This is a genomic window from Nostoc sp. (assembly GCF_036917465.1).
Classification (GTDB): Bacteria; Cyanobacteriota; Cyanobacteriia; order Cyanobacteriales; family Nostocaceae; genus Nostoc.
This window is the reverse complement of record NZ_JBALDL010000085.1, coordinates 115,750-132,151: the sequence shown is the minus strand read 5'-3', so window position 1 is coordinate 132,151 and position 16,402 is coordinate 115,750. Positions and strand designations below refer to the sequence as shown.

The window sequence follows — 16,402 nt, the reverse complement described above, 5'->3', positions numbered from 1 at the left end:
TATGCTCTCTTTCTCCTAATTGTAAATGAATAAATGGCTTTAATCCCTTACCCAGTTTTCGATTGAGTGATCTTTAAATTTTGCGATTTTTAATTCTATGCCGAGTCTAAATCTCCAATTTTATCTATTATAATTGCTGACTTTTGATCTTTGGATTTTTTCTCAATGATTTTTCTGTATTTATTTTCAGTAATATAGATAATCTCAGTTTTATCAATAAAATGCAATAGCAGTTAAGACAGTTAAGTAGATACTTAAGTAGACAGTTAAGACAGTTAAGACAGTTAACTGGACAGTTAAGACAGTTAAGACAGTTAACTGGACAGTTAAGACAGTTAAGCGGATATTTAAGATAGTTAAGTAGACAGTAAAAATATTTAAACTAGTAATGAATAATAGTTACTAACTGTAAATTGTCTGTAGCTAGTTAGAGAATCACCCAGTTAGTAAGCTTCTTACTATCTGGACATGATATAACTCTAAGAATTCTTGCAACGGATCTGGATCGTCCTTGAAGTTATATTATCGTAATGAGCGATCGCACTTCCAAACAACCAATGCCAGAAATCTGCGTGAAAAATTCTACAACCAGCCATAACAAAAACCATGCACCTATAGGTAGCATTGCTAAATAGACAACAACCCACCAGCCAGGGCCATCTCCAATATTTCCACCAGCGAAGCAGAGGGTTACACCAATCAAAGCACCGCTAATACTATAAGAAACAGCTGCGTTCTGCCTTTCTATGGCATCATCACGAACGCTTAAGCCACAAAAGAGAAAGGCTTCTACAGCTATTCCTACCCAAGTAGCTCCCATCAGTAGATAGAAAGTCAGATATAAAACATTATTGCGGACATCCTGTGATGCTAGAACCCGCAAAATTCCATAAAGGATTCCGGCGCAGATAATTGCTCATCTCGAAAATTAGCAGTCTGTAACTAAATTTTCAGCAAACTTTTTGCTACTTAATGGTAAAAGTCAGTTTGTTTTATAGCAGTCTTAAATCATTCGTGAACAACAAGATCCCTGACTTCTTCGAGAAGTCGGGGATCTGAGCCTCTCAATTTTCATAAATCAAATAGGATTGCTATACTCGCTCTAATAATCCTGCGATCGCATAATATCTGTAATTTCTTTATAAAATATTTTTGTTTGTTCAAATATTAGTTATTCGCTTAAACAATGATTTAACTTTATTTGTCCTTTCTCTGATTGCGTCTATTCACTATGACATAAGATTCCCATAAGAAATGTCCGAGTCAATTAATCATAGAAAATACTGATGCTTTTTGAAAAACTATGAGTAAAGATATTCTTAAAGATATTTTTGATTTGATACATCTATACATAATGCTTAACAACCCTGTAATTTCTGACAATTTCCAACTGACTATCATTCGTCATCCGCTCATTGTTAACCCTGAAATTCTGCTTCCAGATGTAATTGCGCTAATCAATGAAGCAGCAGTTAATTGTGATAGCTTGCCAATCAAGGATACCAATTATTTGGCAAGCTCAAATAAAAACATGGATAGCATCACATCTCAAGCTACCAGTTGTGTTTTAGTTATAGAAAACTCCCAGTTACAAGGGATAATTACGCAGAGAGATTTAATTAAGCTGACAGCACAAGGCAAGAATATAGAGGGAATCAGTGTTGCCGAAGTGATGAAAAAAGAATTAATCACATTAAAGTTAACAGATTTTAAAAATATTTTTACTGCGTTAAATTTGTTGAAGAAACATCAAATTTGCCATTTACCTATTGTTGGAGAGAAAGGAGAATTAATTGGATTAGTTACTCCTGCTAGTCTGCTAGCAGTTTCGATTCAACAAGCCAGACTCTACAATTATGCACAAGTTAAACTTGCAGAACGCCAAAGAATCGAGGCAGAATTGCGATTAGAGCGGAATTTTATTTCGGCTATTTTGAATTTAGCAGATGCTCTAGTTATTGTACTAGATTGTCAGGGAAGAATTGTCCGCTTTAATAATACTTGCGAGCAAGCTACAGGTTATGGATTTGATGACGTTAAAGGAAGATTTGTTTGGGATATTCTGTTGTTACCTGAAATAACACAATGTATAAAACAAATTTTTAAAGATTTAGAAGAGAGAGAATTTCCTCAACGTTACGAAACTTGTTTAGTTACTAAAGATAGCGATCGACGCTTCATTTCTTGGTCAAACAAGGTTTTACTTAATCAGGATAATCAACTTGAGTATATCGTCTGTACAGGTATTGATATCACCGAGAGTCGAAAAGCCCAAGTGGAACTCCAGCAGACTCGCAACTTTTTACAGTCGATGATTAATAATCTGCCAGTAGCTGTGTTTGTTAAAGATGCCAAACCAGAAAGTTTTGGCAAATTAAAACTCTGGAATCATACCTGCGAAAACATTTTTGGCATCACAGCAGATGAGGCTATTGGCAAAACAGATTACGAATTATTTCCGACAGAACAAGCAGACTTATTATGTCAAAAAGACCTAGAAACTTTTGCTCTTGGTGTACCTCAAGATATTCCTGAAGAACCTATTGATAACCCTAGTTTTGGCAAAAGAATTTTACACACAACTAAAATTCCTTTGTATGACAAAGACCAACAGCCTGAATATCTGTTGTGTATTTCCGAGGACATTACAGAATACAAACGAGCAGAAAGAAATCTGCAACAAGCAAAAGAGCAATTACAAACGGTTTTAGATGCAGTACCTGGGTTTGTTTCTTGGGTCAATTCCGATGGATATTATTTAGGAGTTAATCGGCATTTAGCTGAAAGTTTTAACTTGACTACCGATGCTTTTATTGGTCAAGAATTGGGCTTTATGGAAAATAGTCGGCAATTTACAGAATTTATGCGTGAATTTTTAAATAGGCAAGATGTGGCAGATTCTAGGGTTATTGATACCCAAATCAACGGCAAAATATGCAATTACTTGCTCGTTGCTCAAAAATATCAAAATAACACAGCAGCTGTTGCAATAGGAATTGATATTACAAAACGCAAACAAGCTGAAATAGCCTTACAAAGTTTGATAGAAAGTACTGCTTCTACTACCGGGCGTGACTTTTTTCCTGCATTAGTTGAGCATATTTCTTCTACTTTAGATGTTCCTCATACTTTGGTAACTGAGTTAATTGATGGGCAAGTTCACACTTTGGGATTTTGGTCTGATGGGCATTTACAACCCAATATTTACTATGAGCCAAAATCAACACCTTGTGAAATTTTACTCAAGGAAGGATTTTACTACTGTTCTTCAGGAATTCAAGAACTTTTCCCGACTGCTGAAAGATGGGTGGCGATGCGAGCCGAAAGTTCTATGGGAGTTATTTTGAGTGATGATTTTGGTCAACCGATTGGCTCATTATGCATAATAGATGAAAAGCCTATACCTGACCACCATAAATTTGAAGGAATTCTCAAAGTATTTGCAGCCAGAGCATCTGCTGAACTGCAACGACAACGAGCGCAAGAAGCTCTACAAAAACTCAATCAAGATTTAGAACTCAGGGTTAAGCGACGCACTCTAGATTTACAAAAAAGTGAGGCGGAACTTAGGGCTATTTTTAATCAAGCAGCTGTCGGGATTAAACTAGAAACTTTAGATGGTAATTTTATTAAAGTTAATCAGAACTTCTGTGAAATTTTAGGCTATAGCCCAGAAGAAATCCTGAATAAAAACTTTAGAGATATCACGCATCCAGAGGATACACAAGCCCATTTGAATGATTTGCAACAACTAATAGCAGGAGAAGTAGAGACATTCTCCATAGAAAAGCGCTATTTACATAAAAATGGTGATGTAATTTGGGTAAATCTAACAGTTTCTCTAATTAGAGATCCCATTGGCAAACCTATTTATGTAATTGGGGTAGTTAAAGATATACGCGAACGCAAACAAGCTGAAGAAAATATTTGTAAAGCTTTAGAGAAGGAAAAAGAACTAAATGAGTTAAAATCTCGTTTCATTTCTATGACTTCCCATGAGTTCAGAACTCCTTTAGCTGTGATTGCTTCTTCTGCTGGAATTTTAAACAGTTTTAGCCATAAATTAGATGAACAAAAAAAGCAAAAACATCTCCAATGTATTCAGACTTACGTCCAACATACTACTCAACTTTTAGATGATATTTTGCTAATTAATAAGGCTGAAGTAGGAAAACTAGCATTTGAACCAACTTGTACTAAGTTAGTTGATTTTTGTCACTCCTTGGTAGAGGAAATTCAACTAAGTTCTCCCAACCATACTTTAACCTTCTGTCCCCAGTACTGGGGTAATTCATCAATAGACGATCTCTTTACGGCTTGTACAGACAAGAAAATTTTGCGACAGATACTGAGCAATTTACTGTCAAATGCTGTCAAATATTCACGACATGGCAGTAATGTTAAAATTGATTTATTAGTTCAAGATAAAAGCGCAGTTTTTCTAATTCAAGATGAAGGTATTGGTATTTTACCAGAAGAACAGCAAAACTTATTTGAACCATTCTACCGAGCGAGTAATGTTGGGAATACGCCAGGAACTGGATTAGGTTTGGCGATAGTTAAGAAGTGTATAGACCTTCATAGAGGGAGAATTACCCTTGCTAGTCAGGTGGGAGCAGGTACGATATTTAGGGTGGAACTACCAGTAATTATAAGCCATCTCCTCAATTGAAAGTATTTAATGTGTTATTAGTCAATAATTTTAGGGAATAATAAAGTTGGCATAAGTAGGTAGGCGTAATTAAATATAAGATCAAAGCTCACCCTCAATCCTTTTGCTTACTAAGACTACGGTGTACACACAAGTTATCGAATCACTACCAGTTCTCGAATTCCCCCACCCTTTCCTTCCCCTTTCCAAGGAGAGGGAACTAGATTTTTTTGTTTCCCCCCAATACATCGGGGGGATTAAGGGGGGTAAAACCCGGATCTCAAAGTAACTCCGATTTGTGTGTACACCCTAGCCTTAGTAAGGAGAGGGAAGCTGGAGGCAGGCTGAGGTTTTATATTTAATTTGACCCACTTACTTATTCTTATTAAGGATTTAATGTAAATTACCAAATTATCAAGTAACTGCATTTATAGACAGAATATAATTGCCTAGTCAAAATCAGTATTTCAATCAGGCAATGAACAAAAAAATATTAGGAATTGAAGATGAAATTCAACTTGTTAAAATATTCAAAAGATTTTAAGTTTTTCATATTTTCATCCTATTAGTGCAAATAATGGTTTAGAAGGATTACGATTTGCTAAAACAGAAAAACCAGACCTTATATGTTATGACATATTGTTAGATGAAGACAATTTTAATCATAGAAGACGAACCTCAAGTTCGGGAGAATATTCAGGAAATTTTACAGCTTTCTGATTTTGACACTTTGATAGCTCCAAACGGTCAAGTTGGATTAGAAATTGCCCAAAATAAATTACCTGATTTAATTATCTGCGACATTATGATGCCGGAGTTGGATGGCTTTAGTGTATTGTCTGCTCTGCGCCAAAACCAAGCAACTATCAATATACCTTTAATATTTGTTACCGCCAAAGCAGAGCGTTCAGATTTTCGTCAGGGTATGGATTTTGGAGCAGATGATTATTTAACTAAACCATTTAGTCCTGAAGAACTACTCCGTGCGATCGCTTCTCGTCTTGAAAAGCACGCTTTGGTTGAGCGCCAAACTCAAGCCAAGCTAGACGAACTCAGAATGAATATCGCTCACTCATTACCTCACGAACTGAATACTCCTTTAAATGGTATTCTTGGTATGTCACAGTTTTTAATAGAAAATTGTGAAATCATACCTACCTCGGAAGAAGTCGAAATTGCAGAATTAATTTACACATCTGCCAATCGGTTGAATGCATTAGTTCAAAGATTTTTATTATATAGTAATCTAGAATTGACAGCTAAAAATCCCGAAAAAGCTCGTCAAATAAAAGAAAAAAGAGATCGATGCTTTGCTAAAAAAATTATTAGTGAAGTTGCTCTCAAAAAAACTACAGAAAGTTGTAGACAAAAAGATTTAAAGCTAGATATCCAAGAATCTACGCTCCAGCTACCAGAAGAGAAATTAATTACTATTATTGAAGAATTACTTGATAATTCTTTAAAGTTCTCTTTACCAAGTAATGAAATTAAAATTATGAGTAAAGTAGAAGGTAATAAATTTAATTTATATGTAATTGATAATGGCAAAGGAATGACGATTGAAGAGATTAATAAAGTTGGAGCTTTTGTACAGTTTAATCGAAAGTTATGGGAGCAACAAGGCTCTGGTTTAGGGCTGGCTATTGTTCAGCATATAGTGAAATTATATGGTGGTGAATTCACAATCGATAGCATTCCTGAGAAAGAGACTATTGTCAGTGTTTCTTTGCCTTGTTAGGGTATGCTTGCATCGCGGCTAGATAGCGTAGCGGTGGTGAGTGGGCGAATATCAGGCGATTTTCCTTCTACCTCCTGGCTTTATTGATAAACTAATTACTCGGACTTAATCGGCTAAAACACATCTAATTTGCATATTGAAATTTTCTCAATATCTTGTGGGGTGAGCAGATGCCCACCCTGATTATGCAAGTTGAATGCCGATTAGCGATCGCTAATAAAGAGATGCCAAAACTTTATCTGCTGCTGCCCGGAATGCAGTTGCTGCACCAGCGCTCATATCCCGTGGCGCACAGATGCGATTTCTCACATAAGCGAGTGTGATGGCTCCAACCGCCGCCACAGTCGGATCGGCATTGTCTTTACCGCCCACGCGTCCCCACGGTAATGCTGCACCATTGCCATTAATGAGATAGTCAGCCAGCAATCTGAGGTGAAAATCAACTGCTTCCTTCACGGCTGTTGTGTCGCCATTAACCGCCAATGCTTGCACCCCGGAGTTTTTTAAGATATCTCCTAAAGCAACTTCTCGGTTATCAGTCAATCTCTCAGCTGCCTCTGCCCGAAATTGGATTTCCTGGCTAGTTGCTGGATCTGGGGGTAAAGGATTACCGATTGGTGTCACACCCCATCGGCGACGCAGAAGTAAATTGTTGTTGGTATCATCCGATTTGACACGGTGATAGGCGGGACGCTGTTTGAGTGCTTCAAACCAAGCGTTGATGCGAGGATACTGGGGATTTCCTTTGAGGTGATATCCTCGATAAACAGGTAAGTTAGCCGCCAAGCGGTCTAAATGAGGGCTATAGGTAATATCTACTACGCTAAATGTTGACAAAAAGTAGGGGCCAGAATACTTTCCAAGAAGTTGCTCTAGCTCGTCTAATTTAGCTTCAAAAGCTGCCTGTAAGCTTGCTAATTCCTGAGGATCTTCAGGGGCTTGTCTCAGAAATTTGTAAGCGATACAGCGCTTCCGGCTATTATGCAATACAGTTTTCCTCTTGCCCCTCTTCTATCATAGCTTTCAGCTTTGAGAATGTACCTCATAGCTGCCGTAAGTGCTGTATCTCTGACACCATTGGTTTCAGCATCTTCAAGCCACTGCCTAGCAACAGTGTTTTCTTCTGCGTCTTCAGGAAGCAAAGTAGGCCCAAATTGTTCTTCTAATGCCAACAAAATTTCTTTGGATTCATAGACTAACTTGCCCTCAATTTTGGCAGCCGGAACAAGGGTTGTAGGAACTAAATCTGTATACCATTTAGGCTTGTTAGTCAAGTCAATAAACTCTGTTGCAAAGGGAATTTCTTTTTCTTCGAGAGCAAACCAAACCCGTTCGCAAAATGGACACCAAGAGTTAGTATCCCGGTAGAGCAATACTGGCGGCTCTGTATCTGGTGGCAGTTTATGAAGACTACTAGGAATGGGAGCAGTAGAAGGCGATTGCCCTGGTCTACGCACTCGTCGAGCAGAGGTATTTTTTTGGGCAATTTCTAATAGTTGTTCCCAATTAGATACTGTGTCTTGAATTGATATATTTTTTCACCTGAGTTTAAGTTAACTTTTTTAAATAAAGGAAAGTGCTTATATGAGACTCATATTTGATTTTTGAACAAAACTCAGTACACCTTTATTCTTTCTTCCCAGTCCCCAGTCCCCAGTCCCCAGTCCCCAGTCCCCAGTCCCTTACCTCTACGAGTGATTCAGAAATCAAATCGGATTGCTATAGCTTTTAAACAGATTAAGTAAGTCGGCGTAAATAATTAAAGGTTTGTAGCGTTTGCGTAGCGTCTCTACGAACTAATTTCAATATTTTTACATTAGTTAATATAGTTTGAGTTATTCTCCCCAGCTTACTTAATTAAAAACTTAATAAGTATATTAATGATAATAACTCCCTAAAATCTACTAAGTTACCGGAGTTAATGGTTATTATCACATGAAAATAGTTTGAAAGCAAGATTTAATATATATATTTTAAATATGTATGTAATTTCAACGAGAGTAGCCCAAGAGTGAAGCGCCCCATCCAATAAAAGCGCTACCAAAGACTAGCCATGCAGCATTGATACGGAAGTGAATAGCTAAAATGGCACAGACGATAGCGATCGCCAAACCGAGAAAATCTACAAATGGGGCTTGTGGTAATCTTAAAGTTGCTGCTCCCAGTTGCAGGGTGGTAACAACCATTAGGGCTACAGCACTAACATTCACAGCATCCAAAAATGCTCTAGTCCAAGAAGAGGCTCGTAAGCGGGGAATTAAGGGATTCAGGGCAGCTACGAAAACAAAAGAAGGTAGAAAAATTCCGATTGTAGCAACAATTGCGCCAGGTATGCCAGCAATGATATAACCAATAAACGTAGCAGTGGACAATACTGGCCCAGGAGTAAATTGACCAATTGCGATCGCATCTAGTAACTGCTGTTGTGTTAACCAGCCATATTCTTCAACTAATCCCCCTTGGAGAAAAGCCACTAAAAGGTAGCCACCACCAAATAAAACACTACCGACTTTGAGAAAAAACCAACCCAACTGCCATAAAGAAATGTTGGTTATAGTAGATGCAGTAGCTACCGATGCAGCAACAACTGTTGATGCCTTTAAAGTCGCGCCTGTGGTGAGACTAGCAATCAAAAAATTGGCTTTATCTCCTGGTTTGTCGTTTTTATCGCCAGAATGCAACCAAAGCATACCCAGCAATCCCCCAGTTAATAGGGCAATTACTTCATTTAATTTCAATAATAATGTCAGTAATGCCACAGCCAAAGCTATCATCAGCAATTGGCGAGTTTTCACAGCTTTTTTCGCCAAGCCCCAGAGGGCATTGATAATAATTGCTAAAACAGCCGGTTTAATGCCATAGAGTAAGGGAGCTACTTGAGGTAAAGTACCGTAGGCAACATAAACCCAAGCAAACCCGCCAGTAATTAGAACCGCAGGTAAGACAAAACAAACACCTGACACAATCAGCCCCAGCCAACCTGCATAGATATATCCTATATGGATAGCCATTTCTGTAGAATTGGGGCCAGGAATTAGGTTAGTTGCTCCCAGCAAATCCAGAAAATGCTCCCTTGTCAACCACTGACGACGCTTAACCACTTCATCTTCAATCATGGCGATATGGGCAACTGGCCCCCCGAAGCCGATAACGCCCAGTTTAAAAAACAGTTTGGCGAGTTCGCCTAAACGACTTGGTGCTGAGTTAGTCATTTTTGCTAGGAAATATTTTTCATATATTTCTAGATTATTCCTAAGAGGATGTTTGAAAAGTTCTCTTATCGATATCAAAAGTTTTAGATCCCCCTAAATCCACGCCACATGCTCCACTTGGGGAGACCCCAAGACCGCAGTGGCTCCCCTTAAAAGGGGGACTTTGACTCCGGTTCCCCCCTTTTTAAGTGGAGTTAGGGGGGATCAACAAGTTCCTAAAATCACAGCCCAAGACTTTTCAAACAACCTCTAAAAGATTAAGGCTAACCCTTTGAAAGTGCGTAAAAATTTTGCTCCCTAACCTCCTTATTAACTTCTTTAATCTGTGTTTTATGTATTTTAAGTGGTTAAATAAAAGACTTTTTAACCACAGAGACACTGAGGACGCAGAGAGATAGAAGAAACTTTAGAACTTGCTTTGGCAGGGCTAGGCTAAAGATTAAAGCTTGGTAGCTGCACAAAATCACTAACTTTTCTCTGATACCTTCAAGATAATGCTTGACCAACGTTTTGGAAGTTATCAAGCCAGTTTGCATTTGCTGGCTTGCTGGTGCGATCGTTTTAGGGATACAATCTGCTTCCATGTTGGAAAAAGAAAGGTATGAGAGTGATTCAGACTGCAATTACAGCGATTTTGATTAGACGGTTACTTTTTTAATATCATCAATCAATTCATCAATCCTTGATTGAGTCGTGTTCCAAGAACACATAAAACGTACTCCTCCCACACCAATAAATGTATAAAACTGCCAGTTATTTGCTTTTAAAGTGTGAATAACTTGCTCAGGTAACTTTACAAATACAGCGTTAGCTTCTCTAGGAAACATCAACTCAACGCCTTCTATGTTTATGTTGAGTAGTTGATTTTCTAAGTATTCAGCACATTGATTAGCATGTCTAGCATTTTTTAGCCAAGCACCAGTTTCTAATAAGCCCAACCAGGGAGCCGAGATAAAGCGCATTTTTGAGGCTAGCTGTCCTGCTTGCTTGCATCGATAATCAAAATCTTCTGCTAGCTCTTTGTTGAAGAAAATAATCGCTTCACCTAATGCCATTCCATTTTTAGTACCACAAAAGCACAACACATCTACCCCCGTTTTCCAAGTAATTTCAGCAGGGCTTTGATTCATAGCAGCAACTGCATTTGCAAACCGAGCGCCATCCATGTGAACCTTTAAGTTATACTTTTTCGCAACTTCTTGAATTTTTAGAAGTTCTCCGATGGAATATAATGTTCCTAATTCGGTCGATTGTGTAATACTAATAACTTTAGGTTTGGGATAATGGATGTCACTACGTCTAGTGACAATTCCCTCTATTGCTTCTGATGTTAACTTGCCATTTTTCCCTGGAGCTAGTAAAAGTTTAGAGCCATTAGATGCAAATTCAGGTGCGCCACATTCATCTGTTTCTATATGAGATGTTTCATGGCAAATGACGCTGTGATATGACTGACAAAGGGCTGCTAAAGATAAAGAATTTGCGGCTGTACCATTAAAGGTAAAAAATACTTCACAATCAATTTCAAATAGTTCCCGAAAATAATCTGTGGCTTTTTGAGTCCATTCATCATTTCCATAAGCTGGAACACTACCTTGATTTGCCTTAATCATATATTCCAGCGCTTCTGGACAAATACCAGAAGAATTATCACTTGCAAACTGTTCTAAGTTGTTACTCATAATTTTTACTTTGATTTTTAACACTATCTATTTTTCTAGAAATCATATTTGATTTTTTAAATATACATAGTGGCATGGCTAAAACAGTGTGATAGCTAAAAGCTATTAGTAGGGATTTACCCCTAAGAAACTATAAATATAACGCACAAATTTAGTCTTGATATGCCAATATATATACTTACGTTTTCCAGAAATCAAATCGAATTGCTATATTTGCTTTGAGTAATTATAACTTTGACTAGTATATTTATACTATTGAATCGATTTGCTGATGTCCACAAATGGGGTCTAAGTTGGTCTTTACTGAGACGTTAAGTTACTACGGTATCTTTGTCAGGCTTGATTTGAGAGGATTATGGGACGATGAACATCGTAAATAATATTATGCTAGAAAAATAGAGTTTGCTAATTAAAATGCGAATCATATACTTATAATATGCTATACAATGCCCTACTAAGAACTATGACATCACTGATTGGGCATATTTGTCCTTTGCTTAATTGTGAGTAGTCATACTGATTAATAACTCACTGGGTGATGCTCCTTCTGGTGCGTCTGCTACGCGAATGTTGCTAACACCGGCTGTTCATCAGGGAAACCACGCTAGTTGCTTCTCCTTTGGCGCTAGCCTCTCCTTTTGGGAGAAGGGGGAGATACTGCGCGTAGCTTGCTTCCTTGTAAAGGTAACAAATTAGGGAACCCGCCCAAGGCACTGGCTCACCAATGACTAATACTTCGGCAAAGCTCAGTACAAGTGATTAATAACTAATGACTGAACCATTGATTGAACTGAAAGGTGTTTCTAAGTCCTTTGGTAGCCGTAAAGTTCTAGATAATGTAGACTTGACCATTTACCGGGGAGAAGCGCTGGGGATTATTGGGCCATCAGGGACTGGTAAATCAACAATTTTACGGGTAATAGCGGGGTTACTTAGTCCAGATGAAGGAGAAATTTATGTGCAAGGGGTGCGGCGAGACGGTTTGATTGAGGATGGTGGCCAGCAGGTTGGCATTGGCATGGTGTTTCAGCAGGCGGCGCTATTTGATTCGCTGACGGTGGAGGAGAATGTGGGATTTTTACTTTATCAAAATTCAAAGCTGTCGCGATCGCGCATTCGAGATTTGGTACACGAAAAATTGGAAATGGTCGGTTTGCCATCAATCAGCGATCTTTATCCAGCCGAACTTTCCGGGGGAATGCGAAAACGGGTAAGTTTTGCCCGTGCGATTATGTCTAACCCCGATAATCCCTCAGAAGGCCCAGAAGTTCTACTATACGATGAACCGACAGCCGGACTCGATCCTATTGCCTCAACAGTAATCGAAGATTTAATCCGCCATTTGCAGTGTCTACATGGAGTTTGTAGTACTTATGCTGTTGTTACCCATCAAGACAGCACTATCCGGCGGACAGCTGATAGACTTATATTTCTCTATGAAGGCAAAGTCCAGTGGCAGGGTACAGTTAGTGAGATATACAACACAGAAAATCCGTTGATAAAACAATTTATAAGTGGAAGTGTGCAAGGGCCGATTAAAGTCGCTGGTTAGAAAGTCCAAAGTTAGGAGTTAGGGGTTAGAAGTGAGGAGTTAAGAATGAGGAGTTAAAAGTTAAGAATAAAGAGTGAGAGTTAAATTCAATTCCCAACTCTTGTAGAGACGCGATGAATCGCGTCTCTACTCATAACTAATTATTGGTGGAGGCAAAAAATGCGAGGTCTAATGACAAGCCGCTTCGCTTCTGGGCGAACATTTAGAGAAGGCTCTGTGGGGTTGTTGCTCCTGCTAGGACTGGGGGTATTTGGGTTACTCTTTCTGTGGTTAAATAGATTTACTGCTGCTGGCCGTTCATACAAAATTATTGTAGAATTTGCTAACGCTGGCGGAATGCAAAAAGGAACAGTGGTTCGCTATCGAGGTGTGAAAGTAGGAACTATTTCCAAAGTTATACCAGGGCCAAATGCTATTGATGTAGAAATTGAAATTTCCCAAACTGACTTAATTATCCCCCGAAATGTGGTGGTGGAAGCTAATCAAAGTGGATTAATTAGCGAAAGTATTATCGACATTACACCAAAAACAACTTTCCCTGCTGGGGCTGTGCTTGCTAAACCCTTAGATAAAAATTGTGATAATAGTCTTATTGTCTGTAATGGCTCTCGCTTACCAGGTCAGATTGGCATTAGTGTTGATGAATTAATTCGCAGTTCAACTGAGCTATCGGCTTCATACAATAACCCCAAATTTTATAGAAATGTAAATAGGGTTATAGAAACTACCACAGGTGCAGCATCTAGTTTTACTGAGCTAAGTCAAGATTTACAAGGTTTGACTAAAAGCTTAAGGCAACAACTAAATACATTTTCTGCGACTGCTAATTCAGTGCAACGAGCGACAAACCAACTTAATGCATCGGCGAGTCAAACACTAAATAAATTCGGTACAAGTGCAACTCAAGCAAATCGTTTGCTCACCAATCTGGATAATCTGTTAACAACAAATCGTTCTTCACTAGTTGGCGCTTTAAATAATATCACCGAAACCAGCAACCAACTACGTGTTACAGTCAGTAGCCTATCACCATCTGTCAATCGATTGACTAAAGGAGAATTACTCAACAATTTAGAAACTCTTTCAGCAAATGCAGCCCAAGCTTCAGCTAATTTACGCGATGCTTCTAAAACTTTAAACGATCCTAAAAATGCAGTGTTGCTGCAACAAACTTTAGATTCAGCACGAGTAACCTTTGAAAATACCCAAAAAATTACATCTGATTTAGATGAATTGACAGGCGATCCTAAATTCCGCAAAAATTTACGGCAATTGGTGAATGGTTTAAGTGGTTTAGTCTCTTCTACACAAGATATGCAGCAACAAGTGCAAGTTGCTAGTACTCTAGATACGGTAAAAGCTGCTGTGAATAAACAAAATAATCTAATTCCTACCCCAGCACCAACTAAACAGGCGATGTCTAATGAGAAGTCGCTACCCGTCTATGGAGTTAATCCTTTACCTACTAATTTTGAAAGTACTGAAATCACCCTTGAACCAACTCCCAGTCCGTCTATCCCTAGCTCATCTCAAGAAGTTCTGTTGAAACATCTGCGAGAGTATGGTGAGCAACGGAAGCAACTGGAGACTGGGAAACAGACAACACAGCTTGACAATCTTAAGTAACAGTTTTTCAGCCGATCGCTACTGGGTAATCAACACTACTAAACTGCCACTAATCCAGCAAGTATCAAGCGCCATACTTGGGCAAAGTCCCTATCGATATCTGGATCGCTCCATTCGGATGCGTGGGCTGGATGGTGAAATCGAACTGTTGCTTGAAATACTGCCTTAGCTGCTGCTTGCGGATCAGTTACCCCAAACTCGTTAGTGGAAATACCGCTCTCGACGATCGCAGCGACTTGCCTGAGCAGTTCAGTAACGTGAGCTTCAACTACCCCTCGTGCCTCTTGGGTAATCGCTGAATAGGTTGCAAATAACTCTGGTTCTTTCAAGACTTTTTGACGTTTCAGAGTCATGAGTTGCTCAAACCATCGGTGCAACCGTTCTCTGGCGGAACCTGGCTCTTGGGCGATCGCTGCTAGGGGTGTGGAAACCCGATGCAACCACCGTTCTGCCACTGCATCGCGCAGGGCAGCCTTGCTGGGAAAATGCCGATAAATGGTGCCGTGGCTCACCTCTAAAAAGCGAGCCACATCGACCACTGTTGCCTTTGCCAGACCGTAACGACGCAAAACTTCTTCTGCTGCATCGAGAATCCGCTCCGGTGTCAAAGGTGAATCATTCATGCGATAATTTTTTTACCTCTTTTCACTATCGAGCATTGCCATTTGTTCTGGGCTATAGCGATCGCCAGCTACGGCATTTAGTGGCACTGCTGCCTCAATCCGGGCGATATCATCCTTATTTAAGTGTAAATCCAATGCACCCAGAGCTTCATTTAAGCGATCGCAACGCCGTGCGCCAATTAGCGGTATAATATCTTTCCCTTGCGACAGCACCCAAGCAATTGCCACTTGAGCAACCGTTGCATTCTGTTCTTCGGCAATCAGGCGCAGGGCTTCGACTAGCAACAAATTGCGATCCAGATTCTCTCCAGAGAAGCGGGGTAGATGTACTCGAAAATCTTGCGTTTGCTCAGAGCGTTCTTTCGACCAGTGACCGCTCAACAATCCCCGTGAGAGGACTCCATAAGCGGTGACAGCAATGCCCAATTCCCGCACGGTTGGCAGGATGTCATCTTCAATGCTACGACTCAGGAGGGAATATTCAATCTGAAGCGAAGCGATTGGATGAGTCTTATGAGCGCGGCGAATTACATCTGCACCCACTTCAGATAAACCAATCTGGCGAACATATCCAGCTTTCACCATTTCGCTAATCGCCCCAATAGTCTCTTCAATAGGCACTTTCGGATCGAGCCGGGCTGGTTGGTAAAGGTCAATGTAATCGGTTCCCAGTCGTTTCAATGTATAAGCAAGTGAAGTCTTCACGGCTTCAGGGCGACCATCGAAGCCGATAAAGTTGCCATCAGGAGAGCGCAGCGCACCGAATTTAACAGCAATGAAGACATTTTCCCGCCGTCCTGTTAAGGCTTCGTTTAGCAGTAGTTCATTGTGTCCCATGCCGTAAAAGTCGCCTGTATCTAGTAAGTTAATACCTGCATCAAGGGCTGCATGAATTGTTGCAATACTTTCCTTGCGATCGGCTGTCCCATAAACATCAGACATACCCATACAGCCAAGCCCAAGCGCCGATATTGTTGAACCGTTTTTTCCGAGTTGACGCGACAACATAGCAACTTCTCCACTGTGGTGATAAAACTATGATACCAGTCAAATGACAAAAATCAATATCTGTCATTCAATCTTTGTTAAGAAACTATTCGCATCATGTCTGATTAGCGGTGCTGTAGTAGCGATCGCAATATCTTCGATGGGCTATTTGGTGTCCCGCTCTGTGGTACTCTCAGTACTGAATCGCACAGCTAAACTTGAAGTAACTGAGTCAAGGGATGTGCAGAGATATTTATCCTCACCAGATGCAAAACTTACGCTACCATATCCCCTATTGCCTTTGTGCAATGTAAGTGAGGATTAGTGCAGG

The 16,402-nt window shown here is 39.6% G+C and carries 11 protein-coding genes and 1 pseudogene; 5 read left to right on the top strand and 7 right to left on the bottom strand.

The features are described from left to right. Positions 1 to 517: 517 nt before the first annotated feature. Positions 518 to 883 (bottom strand): hypothetical protein, encoded by a 366-nt coding sequence (locus V7K38_RS20330; protein ID WP_334860202.1) that lies wholly within the window; start codon positions 881 to 883, stop codon positions 518 to 520. 420 nt (positions 884 to 1,303) lie between these two features. Between V7K38_RS20330 and V7K38_RS20325 the strand changes: the two genes are divergently transcribed. After that, a complete protein-coding gene (locus tag V7K38_RS20325) occupies positions 1,304 to 4,672 on the top strand; it encodes a PAS domain S-box protein (RefSeq protein WP_334860201.1) in 3,369 nt (1,122 codons plus the stop codon). 625 nt (positions 4,673 to 5,297) lie between these two features. Beyond that, positions 5,298 to 6,389 (top strand): hybrid sensor histidine kinase/response regulator, encoded by a 1,092-nt coding sequence (locus V7K38_RS20320; protein WP_334860200.1) that lies wholly within the window; start codon positions 5,298 to 5,300, stop codon positions 6,387 to 6,389. A gap of 213 nt (positions 6,390 to 6,602) precedes the next feature. On the opposite strand, the pseudogene V7K38_RS20315 reads toward V7K38_RS20320, so the two are convergent. The 4 genes and pseudogenes from V7K38_RS20315 to V7K38_RS20300 form a co-directional block, all read right to left on the bottom strand. Continuing rightward, a pseudogene (locus V7K38_RS20315) lies at positions 6,603 to 7,921 on the bottom strand (glutathione S-transferase family protein). 459 nt (positions 7,922 to 8,380) lie between these two features. Next, positions 8,381 to 9,601, bottom strand: coding sequence for a chromate efflux transporter (gene chrA / locus V7K38_RS20310; RefSeq protein WP_334860199.1), 1,221 nt, complete (start codon positions 9,599 to 9,601; stop codon positions 8,381 to 8,383). 347 nt (positions 9,602 to 9,948) lie between these two features. Then, positions 9,949 to 10,185 (bottom strand): hypothetical protein, encoded by a 237-nt coding sequence (locus V7K38_RS20305; RefSeq protein ID WP_334860198.1) that lies wholly within the window; start codon positions 10,183 to 10,185, stop codon positions 9,949 to 9,951. 54 nt (positions 10,186 to 10,239) lie between these two features. Then, on the bottom strand, positions 10,240 to 11,283 hold the full coding sequence (locus V7K38_RS20300; RefSeq protein ID WP_334860197.1) for a threonine aldolase family protein: 1,044 nt from the start codon (positions 11,281 to 11,283) through the stop codon (positions 10,240 to 10,242). A 769-nt stretch (positions 11,284 to 12,052) separates the two neighbouring features. Between V7K38_RS20300 and V7K38_RS20295 the strand changes: the two genes are divergently transcribed. Next, a complete protein-coding gene (locus tag V7K38_RS20295; RefSeq protein ID WP_334860196.1) occupies positions 12,053 to 12,835 on the top strand; it encodes an ABC transporter ATP-binding protein in 783 nt (260 codons plus the stop codon). A 159-nt stretch (positions 12,836 to 12,994) separates the two neighbouring features. Next, positions 12,995 to 14,461 carry an MlaD family protein gene (locus tag V7K38_RS20290; RefSeq protein WP_334860195.1) on the top strand — a complete coding sequence of 489 codons (1,467 nt, stop codon included), beginning with the start codon at positions 12,995 to 12,997 and terminating at the stop codon, positions 14,459 to 14,461. Between the two features lie 38 nt (positions 14,462 to 14,499). On the opposite strand, the gene V7K38_RS20285 is transcribed toward V7K38_RS20290, so the two are convergent. Both V7K38_RS20285 and V7K38_RS20280 read right to left on the bottom strand, forming a co-directional pair. Beyond that, complete coding sequence (locus V7K38_RS20285; RefSeq protein WP_334860194.1) at positions 14,500 to 15,084, bottom strand: TetR family transcriptional regulator; 585 nt, start codon at positions 15,082 to 15,084, stop codon at positions 14,500 to 14,502. A 12-nt stretch (positions 15,085 to 15,096) separates the two neighbouring features. Continuing rightward, positions 15,097 to 16,092, bottom strand: coding sequence for an aldo/keto reductase (locus tag V7K38_RS20280; protein WP_334860193.1), 996 nt, complete (start codon positions 16,090 to 16,092; stop codon positions 15,097 to 15,099). A 43-nt stretch (positions 16,093 to 16,135) separates the two neighbouring features. On the opposite strand from V7K38_RS20280, the gene V7K38_RS20275 reads away from it, so the two are divergent. Beyond that, positions 16,136 to 16,396, top strand: coding sequence for a hypothetical protein (locus V7K38_RS20275; protein ID WP_334860192.1), 261 nt, complete (start codon positions 16,136 to 16,138; stop codon positions 16,394 to 16,396). Positions 16,397 to 16,402 lie beyond the last annotated feature (6 nt).

Bases quoted from the DNA above. Each gene is read 5' to 3' on its own strand.
- V7K38_RS20295 (WP_334860196.1), top strand. From the start codon at position 12,053: ATGACTGAACCATTGATTGAACTGAAAGGTGTTTCTAAGTCCTTTGGT.
- V7K38_RS20305 (WP_334860198.1), bottom strand. From the start codon at position 10,185: ATGGAAGCAGATTGTATCCCTAAAACGATCGCACCAGCAAGCCAGCAA.
- V7K38_RS20275 (WP_334860192.1), top strand. From the start codon at position 16,136: ATGACAAAAATCAATATCTGTCATTCAATCTTTGTTAAGAAACTATTC.
- V7K38_RS20280 (WP_334860193.1), bottom strand. From the start codon at position 16,092: ATGTTGTCGCGTCAACTCGGAAAAAACGGTTCAACAATATCGGCGCTT.
- V7K38_RS20290 (WP_334860195.1), top strand. From the start codon at position 12,995: ATGCGAGGTCTAATGACAAGCCGCTTCGCTTCTGGGCGAACATTTAGA.
- V7K38_RS20320 (WP_334860200.1), top strand. From the start codon at position 5,298: ATGAAGACAATTTTAATCATAGAAGACGAACCTCAAGTTCGGGAGAAT.
- chrA (WP_334860199.1), bottom strand. From the start codon at position 9,601: ATGACTAACTCAGCACCAAGTCGTTTAGGCGAACTCGCCAAACTGTTT.
- V7K38_RS20300 (WP_334860197.1), bottom strand. From the start codon at position 11,283: ATGAGTAACAACTTAGAACAGTTTGCAAGTGATAATTCTTCTGGTATT.
- V7K38_RS20325 (WP_334860201.1), top strand. From the start codon at position 1,304: ATGAGTAAAGATATTCTTAAAGATATTTTTGATTTGATACATCTATAC.
- V7K38_RS20285 (WP_334860194.1), bottom strand. From the start codon at position 15,084: ATGAATGATTCACCTTTGACACCGGAGCGGATTCTCGATGCAGCAGAA.